Origin of the sequence: Vibrio sp. MM46 (assembly GCF_027587135.1) — a bacterium.
GTDB lineage: Bacteria > Pseudomonadota > Gammaproteobacteria > Enterobacterales > Vibrionaceae > Vibrio > Vibrio harveyi.
In genome coordinates, this window is record NZ_JAPPTO010000018.1 from 62,134 (window position 1) to 83,660 (window position 21,527).

At 45.0% G+C, this 21,527-nt stretch carries 22 protein-coding genes; 20 read left to right on the plus strand and 2 right to left on the minus strand.

From position 1 onward, the window contains the following. Nucleotides 1–102: 102 nt before the first annotated feature. Both OH459_RS19230 and OH459_RS19235 read left to right on the plus strand, forming a co-directional pair. Nucleotides 103–726: a TPR domain-containing protein gene (locus OH459_RS19230; protein WP_005445105.1), complete on the plus strand. Its 624-nt coding sequence runs from the start codon at nt 103–105 to the stop codon at nt 724–726. Between the two features lie 214 nt (nt 727–940). Continuing rightward, complete coding sequence (locus tag OH459_RS19235) at nt 941–1,495, plus strand: hypothetical protein (RefSeq protein WP_005445106.1); 555 nt, start codon at nt 941–943, stop codon at nt 1,493–1,495. Between the two features lie 96 nt (nt 1,496–1,591). Here OH459_RS19235 and nrfA read toward each other — a convergent pair whose 3' ends face one another. Then, complete coding sequence (gene nrfA / locus OH459_RS19240) at nt 1,592–3,019, minus strand: ammonia-forming nitrite reductase cytochrome c552 subunit (RefSeq protein WP_005445107.1); 1,428 nt, start codon at nt 3,017–3,019, stop codon at nt 1,592–1,594. A gap of 450 nt (nt 3,020–3,469) precedes the next feature. Here nrfA and nrfB point away from each other — a divergent pair, with 450 nt between their 5' ends. The 15 genes from nrfB to OH459_RS19315 all read left to right on the plus strand — a co-directional run bounded on the left by nrfB (nt 3,470) and on the right by OH459_RS19315 (nt 17,981). Then, complete coding sequence (gene nrfB / locus OH459_RS19245) at nt 3,470–4,072, plus strand: cytochrome c nitrite reductase pentaheme subunit (RefSeq protein WP_050903323.1); 603 nt, start codon at nt 3,470–3,472, stop codon at nt 4,070–4,072. A gap of 1 nt (nt 4,073) precedes the next feature. Further along, nucleotides 4,074–4,760 (plus strand): cytochrome c nitrite reductase Fe-S protein, encoded by a 687-nt coding sequence (nrfC, locus tag OH459_RS19250; RefSeq protein ID WP_017189460.1) that lies wholly within the window; start codon nt 4,074–4,076, stop codon nt 4,758–4,760. Then, on the plus strand, nt 4,757–5,728 hold the full coding sequence (nrfD, locus tag OH459_RS19255) for a cytochrome c nitrite reductase subunit NrfD (RefSeq protein ID WP_005445111.1): 972 nt from the start codon (nt 4,757–4,759) through the stop codon (nt 5,726–5,728). Before nrfC ends, nrfD begins: the two co-directional genes overlap by 4 nt. A gap of 10 nt (nt 5,729–5,738) precedes the next feature. Beyond that, nucleotides 5,739–7,646, plus strand: a complete 1,908-nt coding sequence (locus tag OH459_RS19260; RefSeq protein WP_269988141.1) for a heme lyase CcmF/NrfE family subunit — start codon at nt 5,739–5,741, stop codon at nt 7,644–7,646. After that, a complete protein-coding gene (locus OH459_RS19265) occupies nt 7,624–8,157 on the plus strand; it encodes a DsbE family thiol:disulfide interchange protein (RefSeq protein ID WP_005445115.1) in 534 nt (177 codons plus the stop codon). Before OH459_RS19260 ends, OH459_RS19265 begins: the two co-directional genes overlap by 23 nt. Continuing rightward, nucleotides 8,144–8,554, plus strand: a complete 411-nt coding sequence (gene nrfF, locus OH459_RS19270; protein ID WP_269988144.1) for a heme lyase NrfEFG subunit NrfF — start codon at nt 8,144–8,146, stop codon at nt 8,552–8,554. The genes OH459_RS19265 and nrfF overlap by 14 nt, the downstream gene beginning before the upstream one ends. A 145-nt stretch (nt 8,555–8,699) precedes the next feature. Beyond that, nucleotides 8,700–8,876 carry a hypothetical protein gene (locus OH459_RS19275; protein WP_005445119.1) on the plus strand — a complete coding sequence of 59 codons (177 nt, stop codon included), beginning with the start codon at nt 8,700–8,702 and terminating at the stop codon, nt 8,874–8,876. A gap of 278 nt (nt 8,877–9,154) precedes the next feature. Next, complete coding sequence (locus OH459_RS19280) at nt 9,155–9,751, plus strand: GTP cyclohydrolase II (RefSeq protein WP_005445121.1); 597 nt, start codon at nt 9,155–9,157, stop codon at nt 9,749–9,751. A 175-nt stretch (nt 9,752–9,926) separates the two neighbouring features. After that, nucleotides 9,927–11,189: an imelysin family protein gene (locus tag OH459_RS19285; protein ID WP_005445123.1), complete on the plus strand. Its 1,263-nt coding sequence runs from the start codon at nt 9,927–9,929 to the stop codon at nt 11,187–11,189. Nucleotides 11,190–11,281: 92 nt separating this feature from the next. Continuing rightward, the gene (locus OH459_RS19290) at nt 11,282–12,664 is read left to right on the plus strand and encodes a di-heme oxidoreductase family protein (protein WP_029790970.1); all 1,383 of its coding nucleotides are present in this window, start codon (nt 11,282–11,284) and stop codon (nt 12,662–12,664) included. 10 nt (nt 12,665–12,674) lie between these two features. Then, the gene (locus tag OH459_RS19295; RefSeq protein ID WP_269988148.1) at nt 12,675–13,712 is read left to right on the plus strand and encodes an imelysin family protein; all 1,038 of its coding nucleotides are present in this window, start codon (nt 12,675–12,677) and stop codon (nt 13,710–13,712) included. Then, on the plus strand, nt 13,693–14,775 hold the full coding sequence (locus OH459_RS19300; protein ID WP_101960959.1) for a DUF1513 domain-containing protein: 1,083 nt from the start codon (nt 13,693–13,695) through the stop codon (nt 14,773–14,775). The genes OH459_RS19295 and OH459_RS19300 overlap by 20 nt, the downstream gene beginning before the upstream one ends. A gap of 104 nt (nt 14,776–14,879) precedes the next feature. Further along, a complete protein-coding gene (locus OH459_RS19305; protein ID WP_017817911.1) occupies nt 14,880–16,472 on the plus strand; it encodes a L,D-transpeptidase family protein in 1,593 nt (530 codons plus the stop codon). A 173-nt stretch (nt 16,473–16,645) separates the two neighbouring features. Next, nucleotides 16,646–17,194 (plus strand): DUF882 domain-containing protein, encoded by a 549-nt coding sequence (locus OH459_RS19310; protein WP_005445130.1) that lies wholly within the window; start codon nt 16,646–16,648, stop codon nt 17,192–17,194. Nucleotides 17,195–17,324: 130 nt separating this feature from the next. Then, nucleotides 17,325–17,981, plus strand: a complete 657-nt coding sequence (locus OH459_RS19315) for an MBL fold metallo-hydrolase (RefSeq protein WP_005445137.1) — start codon at nt 17,325–17,327, stop codon at nt 17,979–17,981. 11 nt (nt 17,982–17,992) lie between these two features. Here OH459_RS19315 and OH459_RS19320 read toward each other — a convergent pair whose 3' ends face one another. Next, nucleotides 17,993–18,661: a DUF2982 domain-containing protein gene (locus OH459_RS19320; RefSeq protein ID WP_005445138.1), complete on the minus strand. Its 669-nt coding sequence runs from the start codon at nt 18,659–18,661 to the stop codon at nt 17,993–17,995. A 270-nt stretch (nt 18,662–18,931) separates the two neighbouring features. On the opposite strand from OH459_RS19320, the gene OH459_RS19325 reads away from it, so the two are divergent. The 3 genes from OH459_RS19325 (at nt 18,932) to OH459_RS19335 (ending at nt 21,518) form a co-directional block, all read left to right on the plus strand. Beyond that, nucleotides 18,932–19,336: a hypothetical protein gene (locus OH459_RS19325; RefSeq protein ID WP_005445139.1), complete on the plus strand. Its 405-nt coding sequence runs from the start codon at nt 18,932–18,934 to the stop codon at nt 19,334–19,336. Between the two features lie 415 nt (nt 19,337–19,751). Continuing rightward, a complete protein-coding gene (locus OH459_RS19330; protein WP_005445140.1) occupies nt 19,752–20,846 on the plus strand; it encodes a TRAP transporter substrate-binding protein in 1,095 nt (364 codons plus the stop codon). Between the two features lie 132 nt (nt 20,847–20,978). Then, on the plus strand, nt 20,979–21,518 hold the full coding sequence (locus OH459_RS19335) for a TRAP transporter small permease subunit (protein WP_005445141.1): 540 nt from the start codon (nt 20,979–20,981) through the stop codon (nt 21,516–21,518). Nucleotides 21,519–21,527 lie beyond the last annotated feature (9 nt).

The following is a 21,527-nucleotide window of genomic DNA, read 5'->3' on the forward strand; positions in this document are numbered from 1 at the left end:
GTTTGAAAGCCGAGCATTACGCTCGGCTTTTTTGTATCTGTATCAACGCAATATTGAGAGGAAGTCAGTAAACTAAACCAATATTTGCTTGTGGGGTACATTATGTCTGCTTGGTTCTTCGTTGCTATCACTCTGATGGGATTATTCGTCGTGGTGTTATCGCTCAGCGCTTCAAAGGTCAAACCGGCTCAATGGTTTGGGCTTTGTACTTTAGTTTTGGTTGTTACTAGTGCAAGCTTTTTACTCTTGCGACAAACGCCACCGCCAACAATGCAAGCCGAGATGTCACGTATGACCAATGCACGGGATATCATGCAAGAGATCCAAGACCAGTTGCGCGAAGACCCAAATAATGCAGCATTGTGGTTTCAATTAGGGCAGGGCTATCTTGTTGAAGGGGAGCTTGATGGAGCATTGATTTGTTTTGATTATGCTATTCAACTTAGTGACGTTGTTAGTGCCACCCAACTTGCCGCGAAAGCCACCACACTATATTACCTCCACCAACAATCCATGACGGAAGAAGTCACTCTGCTACTTGAGCAAGCCTTACAGCTCGAGCCGCACAATGAAGCCGCTTTGTCTTTGATTGCAAATGACCACTTTTTGTCATTTCGTTTTCAAGAAGCCATTGATACCTGGGTACTATTATTAGATTCCAATGATCCTAATTTGGATCGTGTACAAATCATAAACTCAATCAACAAAGCGAAAGAGTTGTTGTAAGCATATAATTAGGGGGCTGTTGACCCTTCGTGCTGATTTCTGCAGCGAATTGTTGGGCCTTTACACAAAGGAGAGGTTTTGATGTGCAGTTCGTCTTTATGAGAAGCCAAAAACGCAGTAGAAGTGACCAATAAACGCTACCACAAAGGGGCGTCTAAAATTAACCGCGAAAGATAAACAGCCTCTGGAGCAGTAAAAGGAAAGTGGGTGATGAATGAACAATAAAGCGTTAGGGATATTAGCGGTGCTATGCGGTTCCGTGTTGGCGGGTTGTACCTCTTCCGATCATTCCGGTTCCTCATCTTCGGCTTATTACGCTTCTGGTTACTACGACCCATGGTGGTACGATCATGATGATTATTGGATTTACTACTACCCAGGTTGTTGTGATAACGATGACGAGTATAAAGAGAAGTTGGAAGCGTGGTGGAACGGTTTGGATGAAGAACAACAACAATCCATCAAAGACAAAGTTGAAGATTGGAAAGACGATGATATGTCCGCCAACATCGGCACCATGAAACGTCAGCTTGACGATCACTGGCAATCGCTACCAGAAGAACAAAAGCAGGAGATTCAAACTAAATGGGAGAATCGTCCGGAACGCATCGAACCAGCGTTGATGCAAGACAAAGCATTGAAAGAAAAAGTGCAACAAAGAGAAACGCGACCAGAGACAAAAGTTCAACGCCCGGTAGCAAAACCTAGCATTCAAATGCCTAAAACACGTCCAAATATACAGCCCAGACCGAGACTTCCTCGCCGTTAATTATAAGGCGAGCTGGGTTTAGTTCGTCTTTTCCTACGATCAAACAAAAAGGGCGCATTGTGCGCCCTGTACTTTGCATGGTGTTATCTTAGTTGATTAGTACGTTGCTTCGCGCTCCGCTGCTGCTTTATCCCAATCTGGAACCACGGTCTCTAAGAAGTGTTTCTTGTCCGCGTTCATTTTTTCCATATCCATCCCAAGAGCTTGTTGTGCTTTGGCCTTAGTTGAAATATCAGGGATCTGTACTGGGTCAGTAATGCCTTTCGTCGCTAGTAAACGAACCAGCTTAGTACGGGCGTCTGCTGCGCGGTCGACTGCAGTACCCAGTACTTCAAGTGCCACTTCAGGCGCGTGCATATGAACGCCATGAGAGGCAATTGCGTAATCCCAACGCCATTGTGCATGGCGGATATCTTGAAGGATAGGTTGCATCTCTTCTTCTGTTGCCCCGGCTTTCCATGCAGCTCCTGCCTCAAAGTGCGCTGCCACGATTTGCTTCTCGGCAGTGAGCTTCATGTTCAGTACTTGCGCTTTGCGAGTCGAAACGATGCCTTGCAGCTGTTCTTTGGTTTGGGTATGACATTGCGCACACGTGTCTTCGAAACGATCAAATGGGTTACCCACTTTGTGATCGGTGTAAACTGTGCCGTCTTCTTTGGTTACTTTAGGCATGTGACAGTCCACGCAGACCACTTTGTTTTTGCCATGGATACCATCACGCCACGTTTCGTAACCCGGGTGCTGTGCTTTCAACATTGGTGCCTTGGAGACTGCATGCGTCCAATCTTTGAAATTTAGCGCGTCGTAGTATTTCTCCATGTCATTAACGGTAGTGCCCATGTCCCATGGGAATTTGACGGCTTTCGTCGGACCCGTAAAGTAGTACTCTACGTGACATTGCGCACATACTGATGCTTGTTTATCTAGGCGAGATTGCTGATCAAAGTTTTTGCCTATTGTATCGAATGCACGTTCTACGTATGGACGGGTCAATGCTAAAGCAGGCTCACCTTTCTTAAACTCTTCAGAGCGTGTGTCATGACAGTCAGAACAACCGATCGGGTTGACGATTTCTGAGCCTAAACGTGCCCATTTCCCTTCGAAATAACCGTCTTCACCTCGCTCTTCAATCACACGCGCCACATCTGGGCTTTTACAGCTCCAACACGCCATTGGCATGGGACCGGACTTCTCATCGCTAGGTGCACCGGTACGTAGAGTTTGGCGAACATCATCGAGTGCGTAAAAGTGACCGCGTGCCTTGTTGTAGTCTTTCGCGAATCCATAGCCTGCCCATAAGATTACCATGTTCGGATCTTCGCCTAGGGCATCTTCAATATGTTCGCTCTCAGAGGTGGCTTTCCATGAGTGGTATTGGTCAGGGTGTTGTTGCTCAAAGGCATCATTGCGAGGGTCCATGAGACCTTTCTCTTCTGCTGCCAACGGAGCGCCGGCCAAAAATAATTGGCTGGCGAATAAGGTCGCAACCGCGATTGGTGCGCTCATCCAGTGTTTTATGCTCACGGTGTTATCTCCATATTCGTTTTTATTAGCAGCGTTGTGAGGAGCTATTCCAAATAAGAATCGGAGATCTAAAGTTAATATTATTAGTTAATTAAGGAGATGAAATAGTGAGCGAAACTTGTCTTGTTTTAGATCAATTTACACCAGTGATCTCAATCATATTTAGATTTATATACCCCTAAAGGGGTAGTGGTTAATGTCTTGTTTGATAAGGGGTTGGCTTTTTAACCATTTTAAAAATAGGGTGATTTAGTTCGCTTTTTGAACAGGTGTTTCTACCCCTTATGAATAATAGAGGTATTATAAATATAGGTTTAGCGTTGTGGCTTTCCGAAATAAGAATTGATGTCATTTGAAGATTTGGAAAATATCTTCAGAGGAAATTAATTGTCGCTCAAATAAATAGTTGAGAATAGTTATCAATTATTATCGAGCTAAGGAAAGAAAAATATGGGCAATATAAAATTGACCATAGAGACAATGCTGAAATTTCTCTTCATCCTTGCCATCTATGGTTTTACCATCGCCGCCCATGCGACTTCTTCAGAGCCAATTGATGGAGCTCAATCTGAGCGTCATCAAGTCGAGTTGATCCGTGACAGAGACTATAAATGTCTGCAATGTCACAAGGATGCCAAAGAGACTCTGAACCTTTCGCATGATCCTCAAGCGTTGCTCAGTCAGGGTAAACAGCTTAATTGCACCAACTGCCATAGTAATATCGGTCCTGACCATCGAGAAGGCGCGCCTAATGTAATCAAGTTTTCAGCGGCTCAATCGAAAGCGGTGCACGACAAAGTGTTCCTAGACCCAAGCTTGATCCTCAAAGCGAACAGCCAGTGTGTGGATTGTCATACACCAACAAAGCTAAGAGAAAGCCACTGGACACATGATGTGCATGCTAAAAATCTCACTTGTTCAAATTGTCATGATGTACACGCCGCCAAAACTAAAGCGCTGTCGTACGACAGAAAGCAACTGATCAAACAGTGTGTGGATTGTCACTCTGAATTTGCCGTCAAACCTGAGCTCGCAAAAGAAGAGGAGAGATAGCATGAAATGTTCGAGAAGAAACTTTTTAGCCGGCAGCGGCGCATTGATATTGACCACGGGCGTTGCAGGCACCTCTGTTGTGAGCTCCTCTCTTTATGCCAGCGACAGTGAACAAGGTAAACGTTTAGGTATGGTGCATGATGAGAACGCTTGTATTGGGTGTACCGCCTGTACTGATGCCTGTAGAGAAGTAAATAAGGTGCCTGATGGCGTGACACGCCTTAAAATTCACCGTGGTGAACCGATTGGTGAATTTCCTGACGTGGAGTATCAGTTCACTCGAGAGTCCTGCCAGCATTGTGATAACCCTCCTTGTGTATATGTATGCCCAACAGGGGCTGCCTATAAAGATGAAGCGACTGGTATTGTCGATGTACACAAGGAAAAGTGTGTCGGTTGTGGTTACTGTCTTGCTGCTTGTCCTTATCAAGTGCGTTTCTTTAATCCCGTCGACCATTCTGCGGACAAATGTAACTTCTGTAGAGACACCAATTTAGCGCAAGGTAAACAACCAGCTTGTGTTGAATCTTGCCCAACTAAAGCGCTGATATTTGGCGATCTGAACGATCCAACGAGTGACGTGAGTAAAGCGATAGAAAGCCACGTGGTGTACCGCGATAAATCACATTTGGGTACGCAACCTAAGCTGTACAAAATTCCGCATAGTAAAGGGGAGGTATCATCATGAACGGCTTTGAAAGTGCTTTCCATTTTGACTCGTTAGTCTGGGATTGGATCATCGCGATTTACTTATTCTTAGCGGGCATGTCGGCAGGAGCTGTGATGATCGCGCTCTATCTTAAGCGCAAAGTCATTGAAGGTGATCCGGCGAATAATGGCATCATGAAAGCAATGGCTTGGCTAGCACCATTTGGCATTATCTCGGGCTTAGTGATTTTGATTTTCCACTTAACCAAACCTCTCGAGTTTTGGAAGATCATGATTTACTACAACCCGACGTCAGTTATGTCGATGGGCGTCATCCTGTTCCAAGTCTATATGATTGTTTTGTTCGTGTGGATTGGCACTATTTTCCGTCATCAAATCATCCGTTTTTGTGAAGGAAAATTGCCGAGCAAATTGCTCGATTTGGCGGATACTGTCTTGATCAAAGCAGGTAAAGCGAATAATGCCGTAGAATTGTTCTTAGGTTTCTTGGCGATTGTACTCGCTGCATACACAGGCTTCTTATTGTCTGCACTCAAGACTTACCCAATGCTCAACAACCCAGTGCTACCAATCTTGTTCCTATTTTCAAGTTTGTCTTCCGGTGCTGCGGCCAGTTTGATGTTTGGTATCTTGGTATTTAAAGAACCAACCAGCAGTCCTAGTGTGTCATGGGTACACGGATTTGAACGCCCAGTAGTATTGTTTGAGTTGTTTGTCCTAGTTACCTTCTTTACCGGACTGATCTTCAGCGGTGGTCAGAACGAAGTCGCGGCTTGGAATGCGATATCGACGGGTTTTTGGGCACAATGGTTCTGGGGAGGCGTGATCCTCATCGGCATGTTAATGCCTTTGACGCTCAATTGGTTGACGCCTGCCGAAGTTCGTCACAAAGGTGGCTATGTGTTCGTGGTGACTTCTTTGAGTTTGGTTGGGGTATTGATGCTTCGTACCTTCATTCTCTATGCCGGTCAAATGACCATCGTATAAAGGAGGAAAAATGGAGGCTGAGCTGGGATTTTTCTTATTGATACTGGTCGGTGTCGCATCGACTTGTACGGCATTATTGCATTGGATGAGGCGCGCCATGAATAAGAAGGTGGTATTGCCCCATCAAATAGCGATGTCACACATCATCAGCTTAGCCTCTTTAGTTTGTTTAACCCTATTGATCATCAGTTTTATTCAGGACAACTTCGCCTTAGAGTACGTGGTCACTCATTCTAATAGCCAATTGCCCATGGCGTTTAAAATTGCTGCCGCATGGGGAGGACACCAAGGCTCGATGTTGTTTTGGGTGGTCACGTTAAGTCTTTGGGCTTCCTACATAGCACGCAAGTTACCTATTAGTGGGCAATACACCGCTGATTGTTTAGGTATTATGAATATTCTGATTGCGGTGTTTGCGTGGTTTACACTCCTTACTTCTAATCCATTTGAATACGCGCAAGAGTTGGCTACACAAGGGCGGGATTTGAATCCGATGTTGCAAGACGTAGGGCTGATTATTCATCCACCTTTGCTGTATTTGGGCTACGTTGGTTATGCGGCAATTTTGGCATTTGCTCTAGCGGCGCTGTTAGGCCCGCGACCAATTCATGAATGGTATAACGCAGCACGTGGTCCAGTACTTTTTGCTTGGGGCACTCTCACGTTGGGTATCATCGTTGGGTCTTGGTGGGCTTATAACGAACTTGGATGGGGTGGCTGGTGGTTCTGGGACCCAGTAGAAAATGCGTCGTTGCTTCCTTGGCTAACTGGTAGTGCGTTACTTCATAGTGGGGTCATTGCGACGAGAAACAAGGGGGCAATTTGGAGCACTTATGCGTTAGCTTTTGCAACATTCAGCTTGAGTATTCTCGGCACATTTGTGGTGCGTTCTGGTGTGCTCACTTCGGTGCATGCATTTGCTGTAGATCCAACCAAAGGTCTTGTACTGCTTAGCGTGCTGTGTCTGCTAGTGATTGTGACTTTTGCTTTGCTTATCACCAAAGGCGAACATATCGCCCGTTTTCAACTTCGCACATTAACCAGCCGAGCCTACACCGTTTATTTTGCAATTGGATTGCTCGTTATGACGACAGCAATCGTCTTTCTCGGCACCTTTTACCCTATGCTTTATCAACTCTTGGGGTTGGGGAATATTTCAGTAGGAGCACCGTATTTTAACAGCCTTATCTTCCCTTTAAGCCTGCTAGCGCTCGTTGCTCTTGTGCTAATGCCCATCCTGAAATGGAGTAAAGGCATCAATCAGACGATGGCTTCCCAAACCGGAACTGCAGGCGCGATCTCGTTTGTTGTCGGGTGTGCTTTTATCTTTACTGTCGACGTTATTCATCTGACAAGCCTTATCACGCTAGTATTGTCAACGTGGGTCGGAGTGTCACATGCCTTAATGCTATTTAAAACAGAAAATAGACGTTTGCGGTTACCAATGGTGTTTGCGCATATTGGCTTTGCGGTAGCATGTTGTGGAGCTGTGTTTAATAGTGACTATTCATATGAATATAATCTGCGTGTAGAACCGGGTACTACGTCTCAAAGAGCTGATATTAGCATCGACTATCATGGGATAGAGTGGCGAGTAGGTCCAAACTACACTGCCGAGCAAGGAATGATCGAGCTGCATCTTGAGGACGGTAGCCGTCTCAACTTTACGCCAGAGAAACGCCATTACCCTGTGCGAGTGATGAATATGACCGAACCAGCGATTCGCTCGCGGTGGTATGGGGATTACTATGTGACGTTAGGTGATAAAGTCGATATTCATGCTTATGCGATTAAAGTGCAGTATCGGGCTGGGATCTGGTGGATCTGGATCGGCGGCATTCTAGCGGTGCTAGGTATGTGCACGACATTAATGACGAAAAGAAAAGAGGCATTCAATGCGACCGAGAAATACGCTTAAACTAGCAGGGTTAGTCGCGAGTGTGATTGCATTTGCTGTTGTAGCGACTATCGCGTTATCAGATAGACCGAATGTCGAATTGTCTCAGCAGCGCAATTTATCCATCCCTGAATTTACCGCCACGTCTTTGCTTTCGGGTAATGACGTCACTCAGCAAGTTTTTAAAAAGGAACAGTATAAATTACTGAATGTTTGGGCATCTTGGTGCGGCATATGCAAGCGTGAACATGAAGAATTATTGCAACTTGCTGAGCTTGGTGTCGTTATTATTGGACTGAATTATCGAGACAACGATCAAGCTGCTCGTGAATATTTGAGCTCTAAACGAAATCCATACACAGAGGTGATCAGTGATCCAAATGGTAGGCTTGCAGTTGAGCTAGGGGTTATTGGAACACCAGAAACGTATTTGATTGATCAAAATGGCAGGGTGTTGATCAAATATCGAGGTGAGTTAACTTCGGATAAATGGAACGATATATTTTCAGGTTATTTGAATGTTTCGATTTAATTATCTATTTCTCATGCTAGTCACGTTTGCGTTATTTTCTTCTTCGCTAAAGAGTGAAGAAATTGTGCAGAATGTTGATCTGTTTGAGTTTCATTCTATTGAACTGCAACAACGCGCAACGAGATTAGCCAAGACATTACGCTGTCCGCAGTGTCAGAACCAAAACTTAGTTGAGTCAAACGCGCAGGCTGCAAAAGACCTGCGTTTGAAAGTGTATACCATGGTGAATGAAGGCCATTCAGATCAAGAAGTGAAAGATTATTTGGTGACTCGTTATGGGAATATCGTTCTATATAAACCACCATTTAATTATTATACTGCCATGCTGTGGATCCTTCCGGCGTTATTTTTGATCTTTTTTGTCCTATATTCGATCCGAATGATAAGGCGTGATTAATGTGACCGTTATTCCACTATTAAAAATAAATTGTGCACATAACAAACAGAATGTTATCATTTTCTCGAATTTATGAATGCTTCAGCGAATAGCAAACGATATAAATTGAGCTGGAAGAGTAATAAAGAATGAATAGGTGTACGCAGTGGATTCAGTTATAACGCAATTAAAAAAGGACTTTTATTCGCAGATTCGTGCATTGCAGTCACCGAAACTGCCTCAAGTCACTTCATCTCTCGCGGTGTTGACCGACGAGGAAATTCAAGAACTCGAAGCGGTCTGGATTGAGCTCGCCGTGTGGAAGCGAAGCCAAACGCATTGAATGCCAGATTTTAATAACTCTTTCTAAACCCCGGCAAATATGTCTGGGGTTTTTTTATTGTAGTTCGTCATAAATGTTATATTATAACAATTGTAAAGTCGGCTAGCGGGTGTTATTCCGATAGGATTTCCAAGCTTGTCACACATAAGAATAGGGCTCGTTGTGATCTCAACATTGAAAAATGCGGTATCAATCCCCATAGTTGAAGAGCAAATGAGAACAATCCCATGAATGCAATAACGAACATGCATCAAGCAATAAATCGAGTGAGTGTAGATATGGCGGAAGTACGTGCCAGAGTAGATTTTAAAGTCGGGGCTAACAGTAACATTGATGCCGAAATCCTGTCTTTTCGCGGTCTGAAGACGGATAAAGAGCATGTAGCAATTATCTTTAAGCAAGCAGACCAAACACAAGACATGCCTTTAGTGCGCATGCACTCTGAGTGTCTGACTGGTGATGTGTTCCACTCTTCACGCTGTGACTGTGGCGAGCAATTGGAAGAAACCATCAACCGAATGGGTGAGTCAGGTGGCATTATCTTATATCTTCGCCAAGAAGGTCGCGGGATCGGTTTGTACAACAAAATTGATGCGTACCGTTTACAAAGCCAGGGTATGAACACATATGAAGCAAACAACCATCTAGGCTTTGATGATGACTTGCGCGATTTCACCGAGGCGGCACAAATGCTTGAGGCGTTAGGGGTTGGAAAAATCCGTCTCGTAACTAATAACCCTAAAAAAATCCGTGAGTTATCGGAATACGGAATTGAAATTACAGAGGTTGTCAACACTTCAGCGCACATTAAAGATGGCAATGAAAATTATCTTAAAGCAAAGGTTTCACACGGGAAACACCACCTAAAGGTTTAATCTTAAAGATAAATTTGACAATAATGACTGTTAAAGGCCTCATTTTTATGAGGCTTTTTTTGTATCTGGAGTTGCAAATAAATTGTAAATTTGTATTATCTCGGGACAAAAGTGCAAATAAGAATAATTAGCACTACCAATACGATAATTAAAATGCTCAACAAGGATGCTTCAGATGAATGCAAAAACAGTATTAGTCCAATCTATTGCTGCATCACTCCTCATTGCCAGTGGTTCTACGGTTGCTGCGACAGTAACTAAACAACAAGTGGTCGAACATTATGCTGACGTGGCACACGCCGTGTTCGCTGATTCTGTGACTACAGCGAAAACACTCGACGTAAAAATCGATGAGTTTCTTGAATCCCCATCAGCGAAAAAGCTTGAAGAAGTTAAACAAGCTTGGCTTGACGCTCGCGTACCATACCAACAGTCTGAAGTTTTCCGTTTTGGTAACGCAATCGTCGATGATTGGGAAGGTCAGCTTAACGCATGGCCGCTCGATGAAGGTCTGATTGACTATGTCGCTTCTGATTACCAATATGAGCTTGGTAACGAAGGTGCTGCAGCAAATATCATCGCAAACACAAGCCTACAAATTGGTGCGTCTAAGCTAGACGTTTCAAAAATTACACCAGAGTTGCTAGCGGATCTAAACGAAGTGGGTGGCTCTGAAGCAAACGTTGCTTCTGGTTACCACGCGATTGAATTCCTACTTTGGGGCCAAGATCTAAATGGCACAAATGCGGGTGCGGGTCAGCGTGCTTATACTGACTTTGTGGTTGGTTCTGAATGTACGAATGATCATTGTGACCGTCGTGGTGAGTACCTAAAAGCGGCTGCAGATCTGTTGGTTCAGGATCTTGAGTGGATGGAGAAGCAGTGGTCTTCGGAAGTAAAAGGTAATTACCGTGAAGAGCTTCTAAGCGAATCTGCAGATAATGGTCTTCGTAAGATGTTGTTCGGCATGGGCTCTCTGTCTCTAGGTGAACTAGCGGGCGAACGTATGAAAGTAGCGCTAGAGGCAAACTCTACTGAAGATGAGCACGATTGTTTCTCAGACAACACGCATAACTCTCATTACTACAATGAGCAAGGCATCTACAACGTTTACACAGGTACGTACAAAGGTGTTGACGGAAAAGAACTGTCTGGTCCAAGTATTGCGGATTTAGTCGCTCAAAAAGACAAACAAGCGGCAAAAGAGATCCAAAAGCAGTTTGATACAACACGTAGCCAAGTGGGCGAGCTGGTTACTTCTGCAGAGAAGAATAACCAACACTTTGACCAGTTGATCGCAGCTGGTAATACGCAAGGCAATGCGCTAGTCAATGACACGATCATGTCATTGGTAGCTCAAACAGGTGCGATTGAGCGAGCGGCGAACATCGTCGGTATCGACAGCTTAAGCCCTGATACTGCTGATCACGAGTTTTAATAAGAAAACCATAATAAATAAGGGCTCTTTGTGAGCCCTTTTGCCGTTTGAGCTCGTTGTTATCACACCTGTCGTATTAGTAGAGCAATGATATGAAGCCATACCTATATTCTGCGCTAGTCGCGCTCCTTTCTTCTTCTGCCATGGCTTATGATGTTAAGTCTGGTGGCAAAACCAGCGTCAAAAAAGACGGCGCTAACGCGTATTCTCTTCCTGCTGCCAACCTGCCGATGAGCAAACGGCTGGACTTTAGTGTCGGCAACAGTTTCTTCCGTAACCCTTGGGTACAAGCGCCTGCATCAACAGACGCTCGCGATGGACTGGGACCTTTGTTTAACACGAATGGTTGCCAAAACTGCCATATCAAAGATGGGCGTGGTCATCCGCCGGAAAAAGACGATTTGCATGCGGTCTCTATGCTAGTGCGCCTCAGTATTCCAGCAATGACTCCGGAGCAGAAAAAAGCGTACATCAAAGATGGCGGTATCCCTGAGCCAACTTACGGTGGGCAGCTACAAGATTTTGCACTGCAAGATCAAACGCCGGAAGGCAAAATCAATATCAGTTACACCGACGTGCCAGTTACTTTTAAAGATGGCACCAAGGTCGTACTCAGAAAGCCAGTGCTGCAAATTACGGATTTAGGTTATGGGGCGATGCACCCTGATACAGAGTTCTCTGCGCGTGTTGCTCCGCCAATGATCGGTCTTGGTTTGCTGGAGAGCATTCCCGATAAAACGTTGCTGGCTTGGGCTGACGAGCAAGATACAAACAAAGATGGTATCTCTGGCAAAGTGAATAAAGTGTGGGACATCGAAAAAGACGATTTCTCAATTGGTCGATTTGGCTGGAAAGCAGGGCAACCGACGCTCATGCAACAAAACGCCGCTGCATTTAACGGCGATGTGGGTCTGACTAGTCATTTGTTCCCGAACGAAAACTGCACTTCTAAGCAGACGATTTGTGATGACATGCCTAATGGCGGCAAACCAGAGGTGAGTAAAAATATCCTCGATTTTGTTGAGTTCTATAGTCAACATCTCGCAGTACCGGCACGTCGAAATATCAATGATCCCGAGGTTCAGCTTGGTCAGCAGATTTTTGCGTCTTCTGGCTGCGAAAGTTGCCACAAGACGAGCGTAAAAACCGCTAAGCGACCGGAATTACCGGCTCTTTCTGAGCAACTTATTCACCCTTATACCGATATGCTTCTGCATGACATGGGTGATGGCTTGGCAGATAACCGTCCTGAGTACCTAGCGAATGGCCGTGAATGGCGAACCGCGCCGTTATGGGGAATTGGTTATACCGAAGAGGTAAATGGTCATACTTACTTCTTACATGACGGTCGTGCACGTAACTTAATGGAAGCCGTATTGTGGCACGGCGGCGAGGCAGAAACGGCTAAGCAAAACGTTTTAGCGCTCAACAAGAAAGAACGCGACGCATTGATCGCATTCCTGAATTCTCTATAAGGAGCCAACCATGAAAAAAACTTTGTTAGTGAGTGCGATTGCCGCAACGTTAAGTTTGGCTGGCTGCCAATCGACAAACGGGTCAAGCTCTGTTGAGCCCGAGAGTACAAGCCATATTTCACAAAACGTATACGAGGTGGAGTTTAACGCGGCACAGGCGTTTGTAACTCAGACAACCAAGTTAGAGCTGAGCCTCACAGAATACTGTGCTTCACATATGAAAGCCGACGCACAAATTAAGCAACAATGGCATCAAACCATGTTGGCGTGGATGGCATTACAAGGGCAAGAGCGTGGACCTGCGACTGCATTAGAGCAGAGCTGGAATGTGCAATTTTGGCCAGACAAGAAGAACACGACTGGACGAAAAATGTCGGTCTTAACGAAGTCTGACCAAATTTGGAGCGCAGAGGATATTTCGACTCAAAGCGTAACAGTACAAGGGTTGGGTGCGCTGGAATGGTTGCTTTACGACAAGGCGTCGAGTTTATCTACTAATAGCAATACGTGTGCTACCAGTGTTGCGATTGCAGAAAACCTTAATAACAAAGCAAGCATCATTGCAGATTCATGGGCACAAAACCCATGGAAGTCATTAGACATGACGGAGTGGGAGTCTGAGTACATTTCGTTGCTGTCTAATCAATTAGAATACAGCATGAAGAAGCTGAGCCGCCCATTGGCCAAAATAGGCAAACCGCGTCCTTATTTCTCAGAATCATGGCGTTCACAAACTTCATTGTCTAACTTGAAGGCTAACCTTGAAGCGTTACAGGCTCTCTATCTTGCTAACGGCTCTGGTTTAGATGCATTGCTTCGTGATCAGGGGCATAGTGAATTAGCTGATCGTGTTGTTCATCAATTTGATATGGCATTGGATACGTGGCCTGAAGATAAAAGTTTGTTTGCCGCGCTGCAAACCAAAGACGGTTATCGAATGGTTCTCGCACAATACAACAAGCTTGAGCAACTGAAGTATCTGATCCACGAAGAGGTGGCTATCGAACTTGGTGTCGTTATAGGATTCAATGCAACCGATGGTGACTGATCAAACTCGCCGAACCTTACTGAAAGCCGCTTTGTTTGGAGCGGCTGCCCCTGTTCTGCCGTTCGGTTGCACTTCAACAAACACACGCGAGCCAGCTTTGATTGGCTGCTCTATCATTGGACGCGACAAATACGCTGCCGTAGTTGCCGATGAACATGGCATGCCGCTGTCTTCGCTGCCAATCCCTGAACGGGGTCATGGCGTGGCGACCAACCCGCAAGGTCATGCGGTTGTCTTTGGTCGTCGTCCCGGCACCTTTTTTATGGTGTTTGACTATCGTTCGGAGCAAATGGTCAAACTGGAGTTAGCAAAAGCGGACCGCCATTTCTATGGGCATGGTGTTTACTCCCATGATGGTCATTACTTATTTGCTACTGAGGGGGAAAGGGGAACAAGCCGAGGGATCATCGGAGTTTATGATGCGCAAAGGCAGTATCAAAAAATTGATGAATTGAGCGGATTTGGTCTCGGACCTCATGAAGTCATCATGATGCCTGACGGCGCTTTAGCCATTGGTGTTGGTGGCGTCCACACGAATGGACGCGAGCCGCTTAATCTAAATACCATGACGCCAAGTCTGAGCTATCTTTCGCAAGAAGGAAAATTGTTAGACCAAGTGTCTTTACCCGATCATAAGCTGAGTATTCGTCACCTTGCACATGATGGTGTTGAGACAGTGCTTTGCGGTCAGCAATATCGTGGTGAGCCGGATGAATACCCAGCTTTGATCGCCATGCATACGCGTGGTGGTGAGATGCAAGATTTGCAAGCTGAACCGGAGCAGTGGGCGCGTTTTAATCATTATGTGGCAAGCATTGCTGCGACAGAAGATTGGATATTAGCAACATCACCTCCGGGAAGTTGTTACGGTATTTGGTCGAAATCCACCGGACAGTTGGTTGAATTGAATGCACTACCAGATGCTTCTGGTGTCGTCACTTACGGTGATGAGTTTCGCGTCAGCTCTGGCGCAGGGAGAGTGGTCGAACAAAGACCTACAGAGTCAAAGAATACTTTTGCTAGCGGCGTTCAATGGGATAACCACTGGGCGAGAATTGTCTAGAAAGATCATTAAGTAACATCTTATTGAGGATCTTGTTGGCATTTTCGTTTGCAGATTCTTAATTTTAAAGCGGCAACCCGTGAGATATTTGCCATACTTTTTTTATGGCACGTAACGAAGGGATCGTTTCAGTGATTGCTAGACTCATAATGATAACGGCACTTTTGGTGCCGTTTTGCAGCTTTTCAACCGTGGTTTCTCCCGATGCATCTGCACAAACAGAGCAAGAGGGCGCGGTTGATCAGTTGTCTGTGGAGAAGATGATCCACTATCCAGATGTCATCGATCAGCTCTACCAAAGCACCAACTACCGTCTCAACTGGGAAAATGAAACTGATGTTGATCAACTCATCTTTCAAATTGAGCTGGTGGCATTGGCGGATGTGACCTCTGAATTTGATGACCAACTGCGACGTATTGAACAAGTACGCGAACAAGGTGATGAGCTTGACTTTGATCTGGTGATGAGTGATTCACTCCTCATGTATTTGTCCTACCTTGAACAAGTTCCACAAGAAGGCATCAATTGGCTATTTGCAAATAAAGTTCACGTTAAACTGCCTGCGCCAAGTATCGAAACGCTGTCGTTGTTGAGTAATGAAATCACGGTAGGCAAACTTGACCAGTTTCTTGCCGAACTTCGCTCCCCCCTACAAATGGATGCATCATTTAATACCGCCTTTGCTTCATTATCGACTTACGCGCAGTTTGAGTTCCCTTTGTATCAGCAAGAGCAGAGATTGGCGAGAGTCGGAGACGAGCTATTTGATAAATCGAGCCTGATAGCGCGGATGCAAATCGTGGGCGTTGAAGTCGGTCATTTAGACACAGAGACCACACGTTATGATGAAAACCTAGAACTGGCGGTGATGGAGTTTCAACGTATTCATGGCTTGAAGCAAGACGGTATCATCGGCCCCAATACGATTCGCTGGATCAACTTCTCTCCTGAGCAACGATTGCACTCTCTAGCACTTAACGCAGAGCGCTCGCGGATTTGGGCAAAAGAGCGTGACAACGTGGTGTTTGTCAATGTCCCCGGCTACGAAGTGACCTACTGGCATCAAGGACAAGCACTGTTTGAATCCAAGGTAGTGGTAGGGAGAGCATCACGCAAGACCCCAATCATGACGGGCACGCTCGATTCCGTTATCTTAAACCCAACTTGGAATGTTCCTTGGAAGATCATGGTTAAGGACATCATCCCTAAGGTGAAGCGTAATCCCATGTATCTGATCGAGCATAATATCCAGATCATCCGATCATGGACCTCGCAAGAGATCATTGACCCAACCACAATTAACTGGGCAACGGTCAACCCAAGAAGCTTTCCTTACCGGATGAGACAGTCATCGGGTTCGCACAATGCTTTAGGGTTGTACAAGTTTAATATGCCGAACCCACAAGCAATCTATCTACACGATACTCCAAGCAAAAACTTGTTCGATCAAGATCGGAGAGCGTTCAGCTCAGGGTGTGTTCGCGTTGAGCATGCTGATCAACTTGCTGAGTTGCTCTTTAAAACGCAAGGTCTTGAAGAACGGTTAGCGAAAAAACGTCAAAGTGGACGTCGCTCCAACACCTCAGTCCCTTTGAGTGAGCGAATTCAAGTGCACATCATTTATCAAACCGCGTGGTTAGAAGAAGGCACGCTCTACTACCGTGATGATATTTATCAATACGACGACCAAGGGTAAAGGGCACACTTAATTTAAGAAAATTTACAATTAAGAAAATCTGTTTTTTGTTCAATAAGTAAGCAAAAAATCCAGCCTAAAAGCGACAAGCCGGACCGGTTTATGCATTTGACGCGTTAAATAGGTTTCGGTAATGTCCGCTGCTCGTACAGTAATTGAGCAGTATATTTGTCATGGTAAGTCGTAATTTTTCCCGTCGTGATTTTCTTAAAATGACCGCTGGTGGTGTTGTGGTCGCCTCGGCGATGCCAAGTTTGTCTTGGGCTTCATTGCCTGATGAACCTCGTGTGCTTGCGATGAATAATCTCAATACTGGTGAGCTTTTGGAGTCATGCTACTTCAACGGTAGTACTTATGTGGACGAGGAACTTAAACGGCTTGATAAGTTTTGTCGTGACCATCGTCGCAACGAAATCCATCCAATGGACCGCCGCTTATTTGATCAAATCAGTCAGATCCAAGCACTGATAGGTACCGATGCAGAGGTAATTGTGATTTCAGGGTACCGTTCGCCTCTAACGAATGCATCGCTACGCAACAACTCTTCTGGCGTGGCAAAGAAAAGCATGCACATGGAAGGCAAAGCGATCGATTTTCGCTTAGATGGCGTCAAGCTTTCGACCGTGCGTGATGCCGCATTAAGTTTAAAAGCGGGTGGTGTTGGCTATTACCCACGCAGTAACTTTGTACATATCGATACCGGCGCAGTACGTTCTTGGTAATGCCTGCCTAAGACTTAATTTATTGACGTAGAAAGTCGTTAATTACCCATGGCTCAGCGCTTGAAGTCACTCAGGCTTAGTGTCATAGTTGCCGCAGTTTTCACGAAAATTTATTCGGTATAGGTTATCTATGGCTCTGAAGTACCAAGTTGTTCCCGTAACATCTTTCTCTCAAAACTGTTCTATTGTCTGGTGTGATGAAACCATGAAGGGCATTGTGGTTGACCCGGGTGGTGATGAAAAGCAACTGGCAATGCTGATCAAAGAGTTGGGTGTTGAGGTTGTAAACCTAGTTCTGACACACGGTCACTTAGACCATGTGGGCGGCACTGAACCATTATCTGCTCTTCTTGGTGGTACTGAAATTGTTGGGCCACACAAAGCGGATAACTTCTGGTTGCAAGGCTTGGAAGGTCAGAGTCAAATGTTTGGGTTCCCATTGACTGAAGCGTTTGAACCACATCAATGGCTAAATGAGGGCGATAAGGTCTCTTTTGGCAACCAAACTTTAGATGTTATTCATACGCCTGGACATACGCCTGGTCACGTTGTGCTTTACAGTGAAGAAGCTCGTCTTGCTTTCGTTGGTGATGTTTTGTTTAACGGCAGTGTAGGTCGTACAGATTTCCCTCAAGGGGACTTCAATACATTGATAAGTTCGATCAAAGAAAAGCTGTGGCCACTCGGCAACGATGTAACTTTCGTTCCTGGGCATGGCCCACAATCGACGTTTGGTCATGAACGCAAGACAAACCCATTCGTTGCCGACGAAATGCCTCTATATTAAGGCGCATTGAATTAAGCATCTGGCTCGGCGGCAGCTAAGTAACGTCGAGCCAATCCCACAAACTCTTCAGCTTCTCGGTCTAAGTCACTGGCTGAAATAAACACGTCATAGCCGTAAAACTGCCTCTGATACTTCATTCTATTCGCCAGCATGGCTTGTAGACCTTCGTAATGCATGCCTTCTTGATTAATGTATGGAGCGGGGTCTAACACCATATCTTCAAATTTTGTTTCGCAATTATTTTGTCTTGCGCCTAAGTAAAGCAAAGCTCGTTGCCCTAATAAAATTTCCGTTGCGATTCGAGGACAGATCGAGTTGAGATAAGGGGAATAGTGCTTCAAGCGAATACCAATCCAAGGTAAAGGTTGATGCCAACCTTCTTGCTCGTAGGTGCAAATACCGATTGAATCAATGTCTTTCCAACGTAGTACCCAGCCGCCTTTGAAAAGATGTTGCTGGAAATGAGAAGCGGTGAGCGTGAAAGAGACCTGGCTCTTTTTGATCATTACAATGGCAAAGCCAACGATGAGTGCCATCAAGATCACCGACAACATGGCTTGTTTCCATCCTGGAGCAATTAAAACCAGAAATAAGGTAATCGTGACAACCATAAACATGATCAATTTGTTGATGGGGGAGTCAGATTTGAAATGTGAGTTGCTGAGATGCCGCGTTTCCATGCTTTTAGCCTCATTGAACAATGGTGTTGAGGCTCTTGTTTTTGATATTCATTTACTTGCTTATCAGAAACAAAGAACCTCTGTTTTTATACCCAGTATTCAATAAATCCGTTCACAATTTATCTGATTAAATAGTAGACGTTCTATGCAATGAGCGCATTTTTCATCGCGTTTCGCCGCTAAAACCTACAAATCGTTTGTGATTTTTGGTATAAAACGCGCTTCAAATTTTCATCCCTGCTGAGATGCAGTGAACTGGAGAAATATTCAATGAGACTTGCTCATAAGCGTAAAGTGCAGATGAAACTGCAAAAACGCATTAAAGCGACAGTAGCAAACGTAGTTGCAGCACCGAAGGCGGCTAAACCTGTTGTTGAGAAAGCAGCAGCACCTTCCGTTGCTAAAAAAGCTGTTGCTGAAAAAGCAGTAGCTGAGAAGAAAGTAGCTGCAGCAAAAACGGTTGAGGTTGCACTTACTCCTAAGCAGCAACAAGTACTAGATATCGTTGTAGCAAACGCAGAAGGTATCAACCCTAAAGGTATCGGTCTGGCTGCTGGTCAAGAAGACACTAAAGCGGCATCATGGGCTACTGGCGCACTGAAGAAGCTTCTTGAAGAAAACCTAGTTCAAAAAGAGCAGTTAGCAGGTAACAAAGTTATCTATAAAGCAGTTTAATTACCGCTGTAATTCTGTTTTTTGCATTAAATACCTCGGCATTGACCGGGGTATTTTTTTACCTTAAGAGCGGCTTTTTCCCTTCCATAATTGAGCATTCTAACGATACAAATCCGTCATTTGTCACAATTTATTAAATACTGTGTAAATTCTTTCGCAGTTAACCACGTACGTGGTTTCTATGCTGCTTTCTCCAAATGAAATAGATAACATTCTGATTTTACGACTTTGTTTCATGATGATCGCTCATCGCCTACGCAGAAATACGTAATACTAACGACTAGGCCTAGCTTATAGACACCGATTTGTTGCGTGTTCATGCCCATTTCTTACTTCCAAGTAATGTCCCATCTTCTATATCGAATCCTTATGTAATGGATGACAACAATAACCTTGGTGACAAAGGACGTGAACGATGAGTCTTATCCAAAAATCTTTGAAACGAGTACTCAAAGCGACAGCGATGGTAGCAACCATGGCATTTGTAGCGACTTCTGCTAACGCTGCTGACGATAAAGTGTATCGCTTGAAACTAGCGGAGACTTGGGGACCGAATTTCCCTATCTTCGGTGATGCAACAAAGAACATGGCGAAAATGGCAGAAGAAATGTCAAACGGACGCCTACAAATTCGTATTGATTCCGCAAACAAGCATAAAGCGCCGCTTGGCGTGTTTGATATGGTGAAATCCGGTCAGTACGACATGGGACATTCCGCTTCTTATTACTGGAAAGGCAAAGTACCAAACACCCTTTACTTCACCTCTATGCCTTTCGGTATGTTGCCAACAGAACAGTACGCATGGTTTTACTACGGTGGTGGCATGGAGTTGATGGAGAAGGTTTATTCTCCGCATAACTTGCTGTCTTTCCCTGGTGGTAACACCGATACCCAGATGGGCGGTTGGTTCCAGAAAGAAATCAAATCAGTAGATGATCTAAAAGGTCTGAAAATGCGTATTCCGGGTTTCGCTGGGGAAATTCTCGCAGAGCTGGGTGCAAAACCAACAAACATCGCACCGGGTGAGCTATACACTTCTCTTGAACGACGCACGATTGATGCATTGGAGTGGGTAGGACCATCTCTGGATTTGCGTATGGGCTTCCACAAAATTGCTCCTTACTACTATACAGGTTGGCATGAGCCAGGTACCGAACTGCAGTTCCTAGTGAACAAACGTACTTGGGAACGCCTACCGGATGATCTAAAAGCGATCTTGCAAGTAGCGATGAAAGCGGCAGCTTACGATATGTACACGCAGTCTAAACATGAAAGTGGTAAGAACTGGGCATCTATCCAATCAGAATACCCAGACGTACAAGTTAAAGACTTCCCACCAGAGGTGATTTCAGCGCTGCGAGAAGCGAACGAGCGTTTGCTAAAACAGCATGCTGAGAAAGACGCGCTAGCGAAAGAAATCCAAGAGTCACAAGCAAGCTACATCGAGCAAGTACGCCCTTGGTCTGACATTTCACACCGAGCTTACCTAAACAGCCAAGCTCAGCAATAACTTCGTATCGCAGGCTATTTCGAGTGATTTAGCCTGCCAATGAAGCCCAAGAAAACTTCTCTTAGAGAAGGTCATAACAAGTGCTCCGCGAACCAGCGGAGCCAATATCCCCCACGTTCCATGGAGTTCGGAATGAGAAGCCTTATTTATATTGAGCGAATCTTTAACCGCTTCGGTGATTTTCTAGGCTGGTTATCCAGCATCTTATTTATTTTGTTGCTAGCGAATGTGGTGTACGACGTTGTCATGCGCTACGTGTTCAATGACGTCTCGATCGCCTTTCAAGAAATGGAATGGCACCTTTTCTCTGCCGTGTTTTTACTTGGTGTACCTTACGCAATTAAATCCGGCGGGCACGTACGCGTAGATATTTTCTATGAGCGCTTGTCATACAAAGCGCAGTCCATAATCGACATTTTAGGCACCTTACTTTTTTTGTTTCCCTTTTGCCTATTGGTTGCTTGGTTTGGTGTCGACTTTGCCAAAGAGAGTTACGCGCTGGGCGAGACATCTGGAGATCCGGGTGGTTTGCCATACCGATGGATCATTAAAGGTATGATTCCACTTTCGTTTTTGTTTATGGCGGTAAGCGGAGTTGGTTTACTGCTTCATTCCATCAACAAAATTGTTAACCCTCATCTTATCTATGCCGGTAACAACGGTAAGTCGTAAAAGGAATTC

Bases quoted from the DNA above. Each gene is read 5' to 3' on its own strand.
- OH459_RS19325 (WP_005445139.1), top strand. From the start codon at position 18,932: ATGAGACTTGCTCATAAGCGTAAAGTGCAGATGAAACTGCAAAAACGC.
- OH459_RS19230 (WP_005445105.1), top strand. From the start codon at position 103: ATGTCTGCTTGGTTCTTCGTTGCTATCACTCTGATGGGATTATTCGTC.
- nrfC (WP_017189460.1), top strand. From the start codon at position 4,074: ATGAAATGTTCGAGAAGAAACTTTTTAGCCGGCAGCGGCGCATTGATA.
- OH459_RS19300 (WP_101960959.1), top strand. From the start codon at position 13,693: ATGCAACCGATGGTGACTGATCAAACTCGCCGAACCTTACTGAAAGCC.
- OH459_RS19305 (WP_017817911.1), top strand. From the start codon at position 14,880: ATGGCACGTAACGAAGGGATCGTTTCAGTGATTGCTAGACTCATAATG.
- OH459_RS19295 (WP_269988148.1), top strand. From the start codon at position 12,675: ATGAAAAAAACTTTGTTAGTGAGTGCGATTGCCGCAACGTTAAGTTTG.
- OH459_RS19330 (WP_005445140.1), top strand. From the start codon at position 19,752: ATGAGTCTTATCCAAAAATCTTTGAAACGAGTACTCAAAGCGACAGCG.
- OH459_RS19310 (WP_005445130.1), top strand. From the start codon at position 16,646: ATGGTAAGTCGTAATTTTTCCCGTCGTGATTTTCTTAAAATGACCGCT.
- OH459_RS19265 (WP_005445115.1), top strand. From the start codon at position 7,624: ATGCGACCGAGAAATACGCTTAAACTAGCAGGGTTAGTCGCGAGTGTG.
- nrfB (WP_050903323.1), top strand. From the start codon at position 3,470: ATGGGCAATATAAAATTGACCATAGAGACAATGCTGAAATTTCTCTTC.
- nrfF (WP_269988144.1), top strand. From the start codon at position 8,144: ATGTTTCGATTTAATTATCTATTTCTCATGCTAGTCACGTTTGCGTTA.
- OH459_RS19290 (WP_029790970.1), top strand. From the start codon at position 11,282: ATGAAGCCATACCTATATTCTGCGCTAGTCGCGCTCCTTTCTTCTTCT.
- OH459_RS19320 (WP_005445138.1), bottom strand. From the start codon at position 18,661: ATGGAAACGCGGCATCTCAGCAACTCACATTTCAAATCTGACTCCCCC.
- OH459_RS19285 (WP_005445123.1), top strand. From the start codon at position 9,927: ATGAATGCAAAAACAGTATTAGTCCAATCTATTGCTGCATCACTCCTC.
- nrfD (WP_005445111.1), top strand. From the start codon at position 4,757: ATGAACGGCTTTGAAAGTGCTTTCCATTTTGACTCGTTAGTCTGGGAT.
- OH459_RS19315 (WP_005445137.1), top strand. From the start codon at position 17,325: ATGGCTCTGAAGTACCAAGTTGTTCCCGTAACATCTTTCTCTCAAAAC.
- OH459_RS19235 (WP_005445106.1), top strand. From the start codon at position 941: ATGAACAATAAAGCGTTAGGGATATTAGCGGTGCTATGCGGTTCCGTG.
- OH459_RS19335 (WP_005445141.1), top strand. From the start codon at position 20,979: ATGAGAAGCCTTATTTATATTGAGCGAATCTTTAACCGCTTCGGTGAT.
- OH459_RS19280 (WP_005445121.1), top strand. From the start codon at position 9,155: ATGGCGGAAGTACGTGCCAGAGTAGATTTTAAAGTCGGGGCTAACAGT.
- OH459_RS19260 (WP_269988141.1), top strand. From the start codon at position 5,739: ATGGAGGCTGAGCTGGGATTTTTCTTATTGATACTGGTCGGTGTCGCA.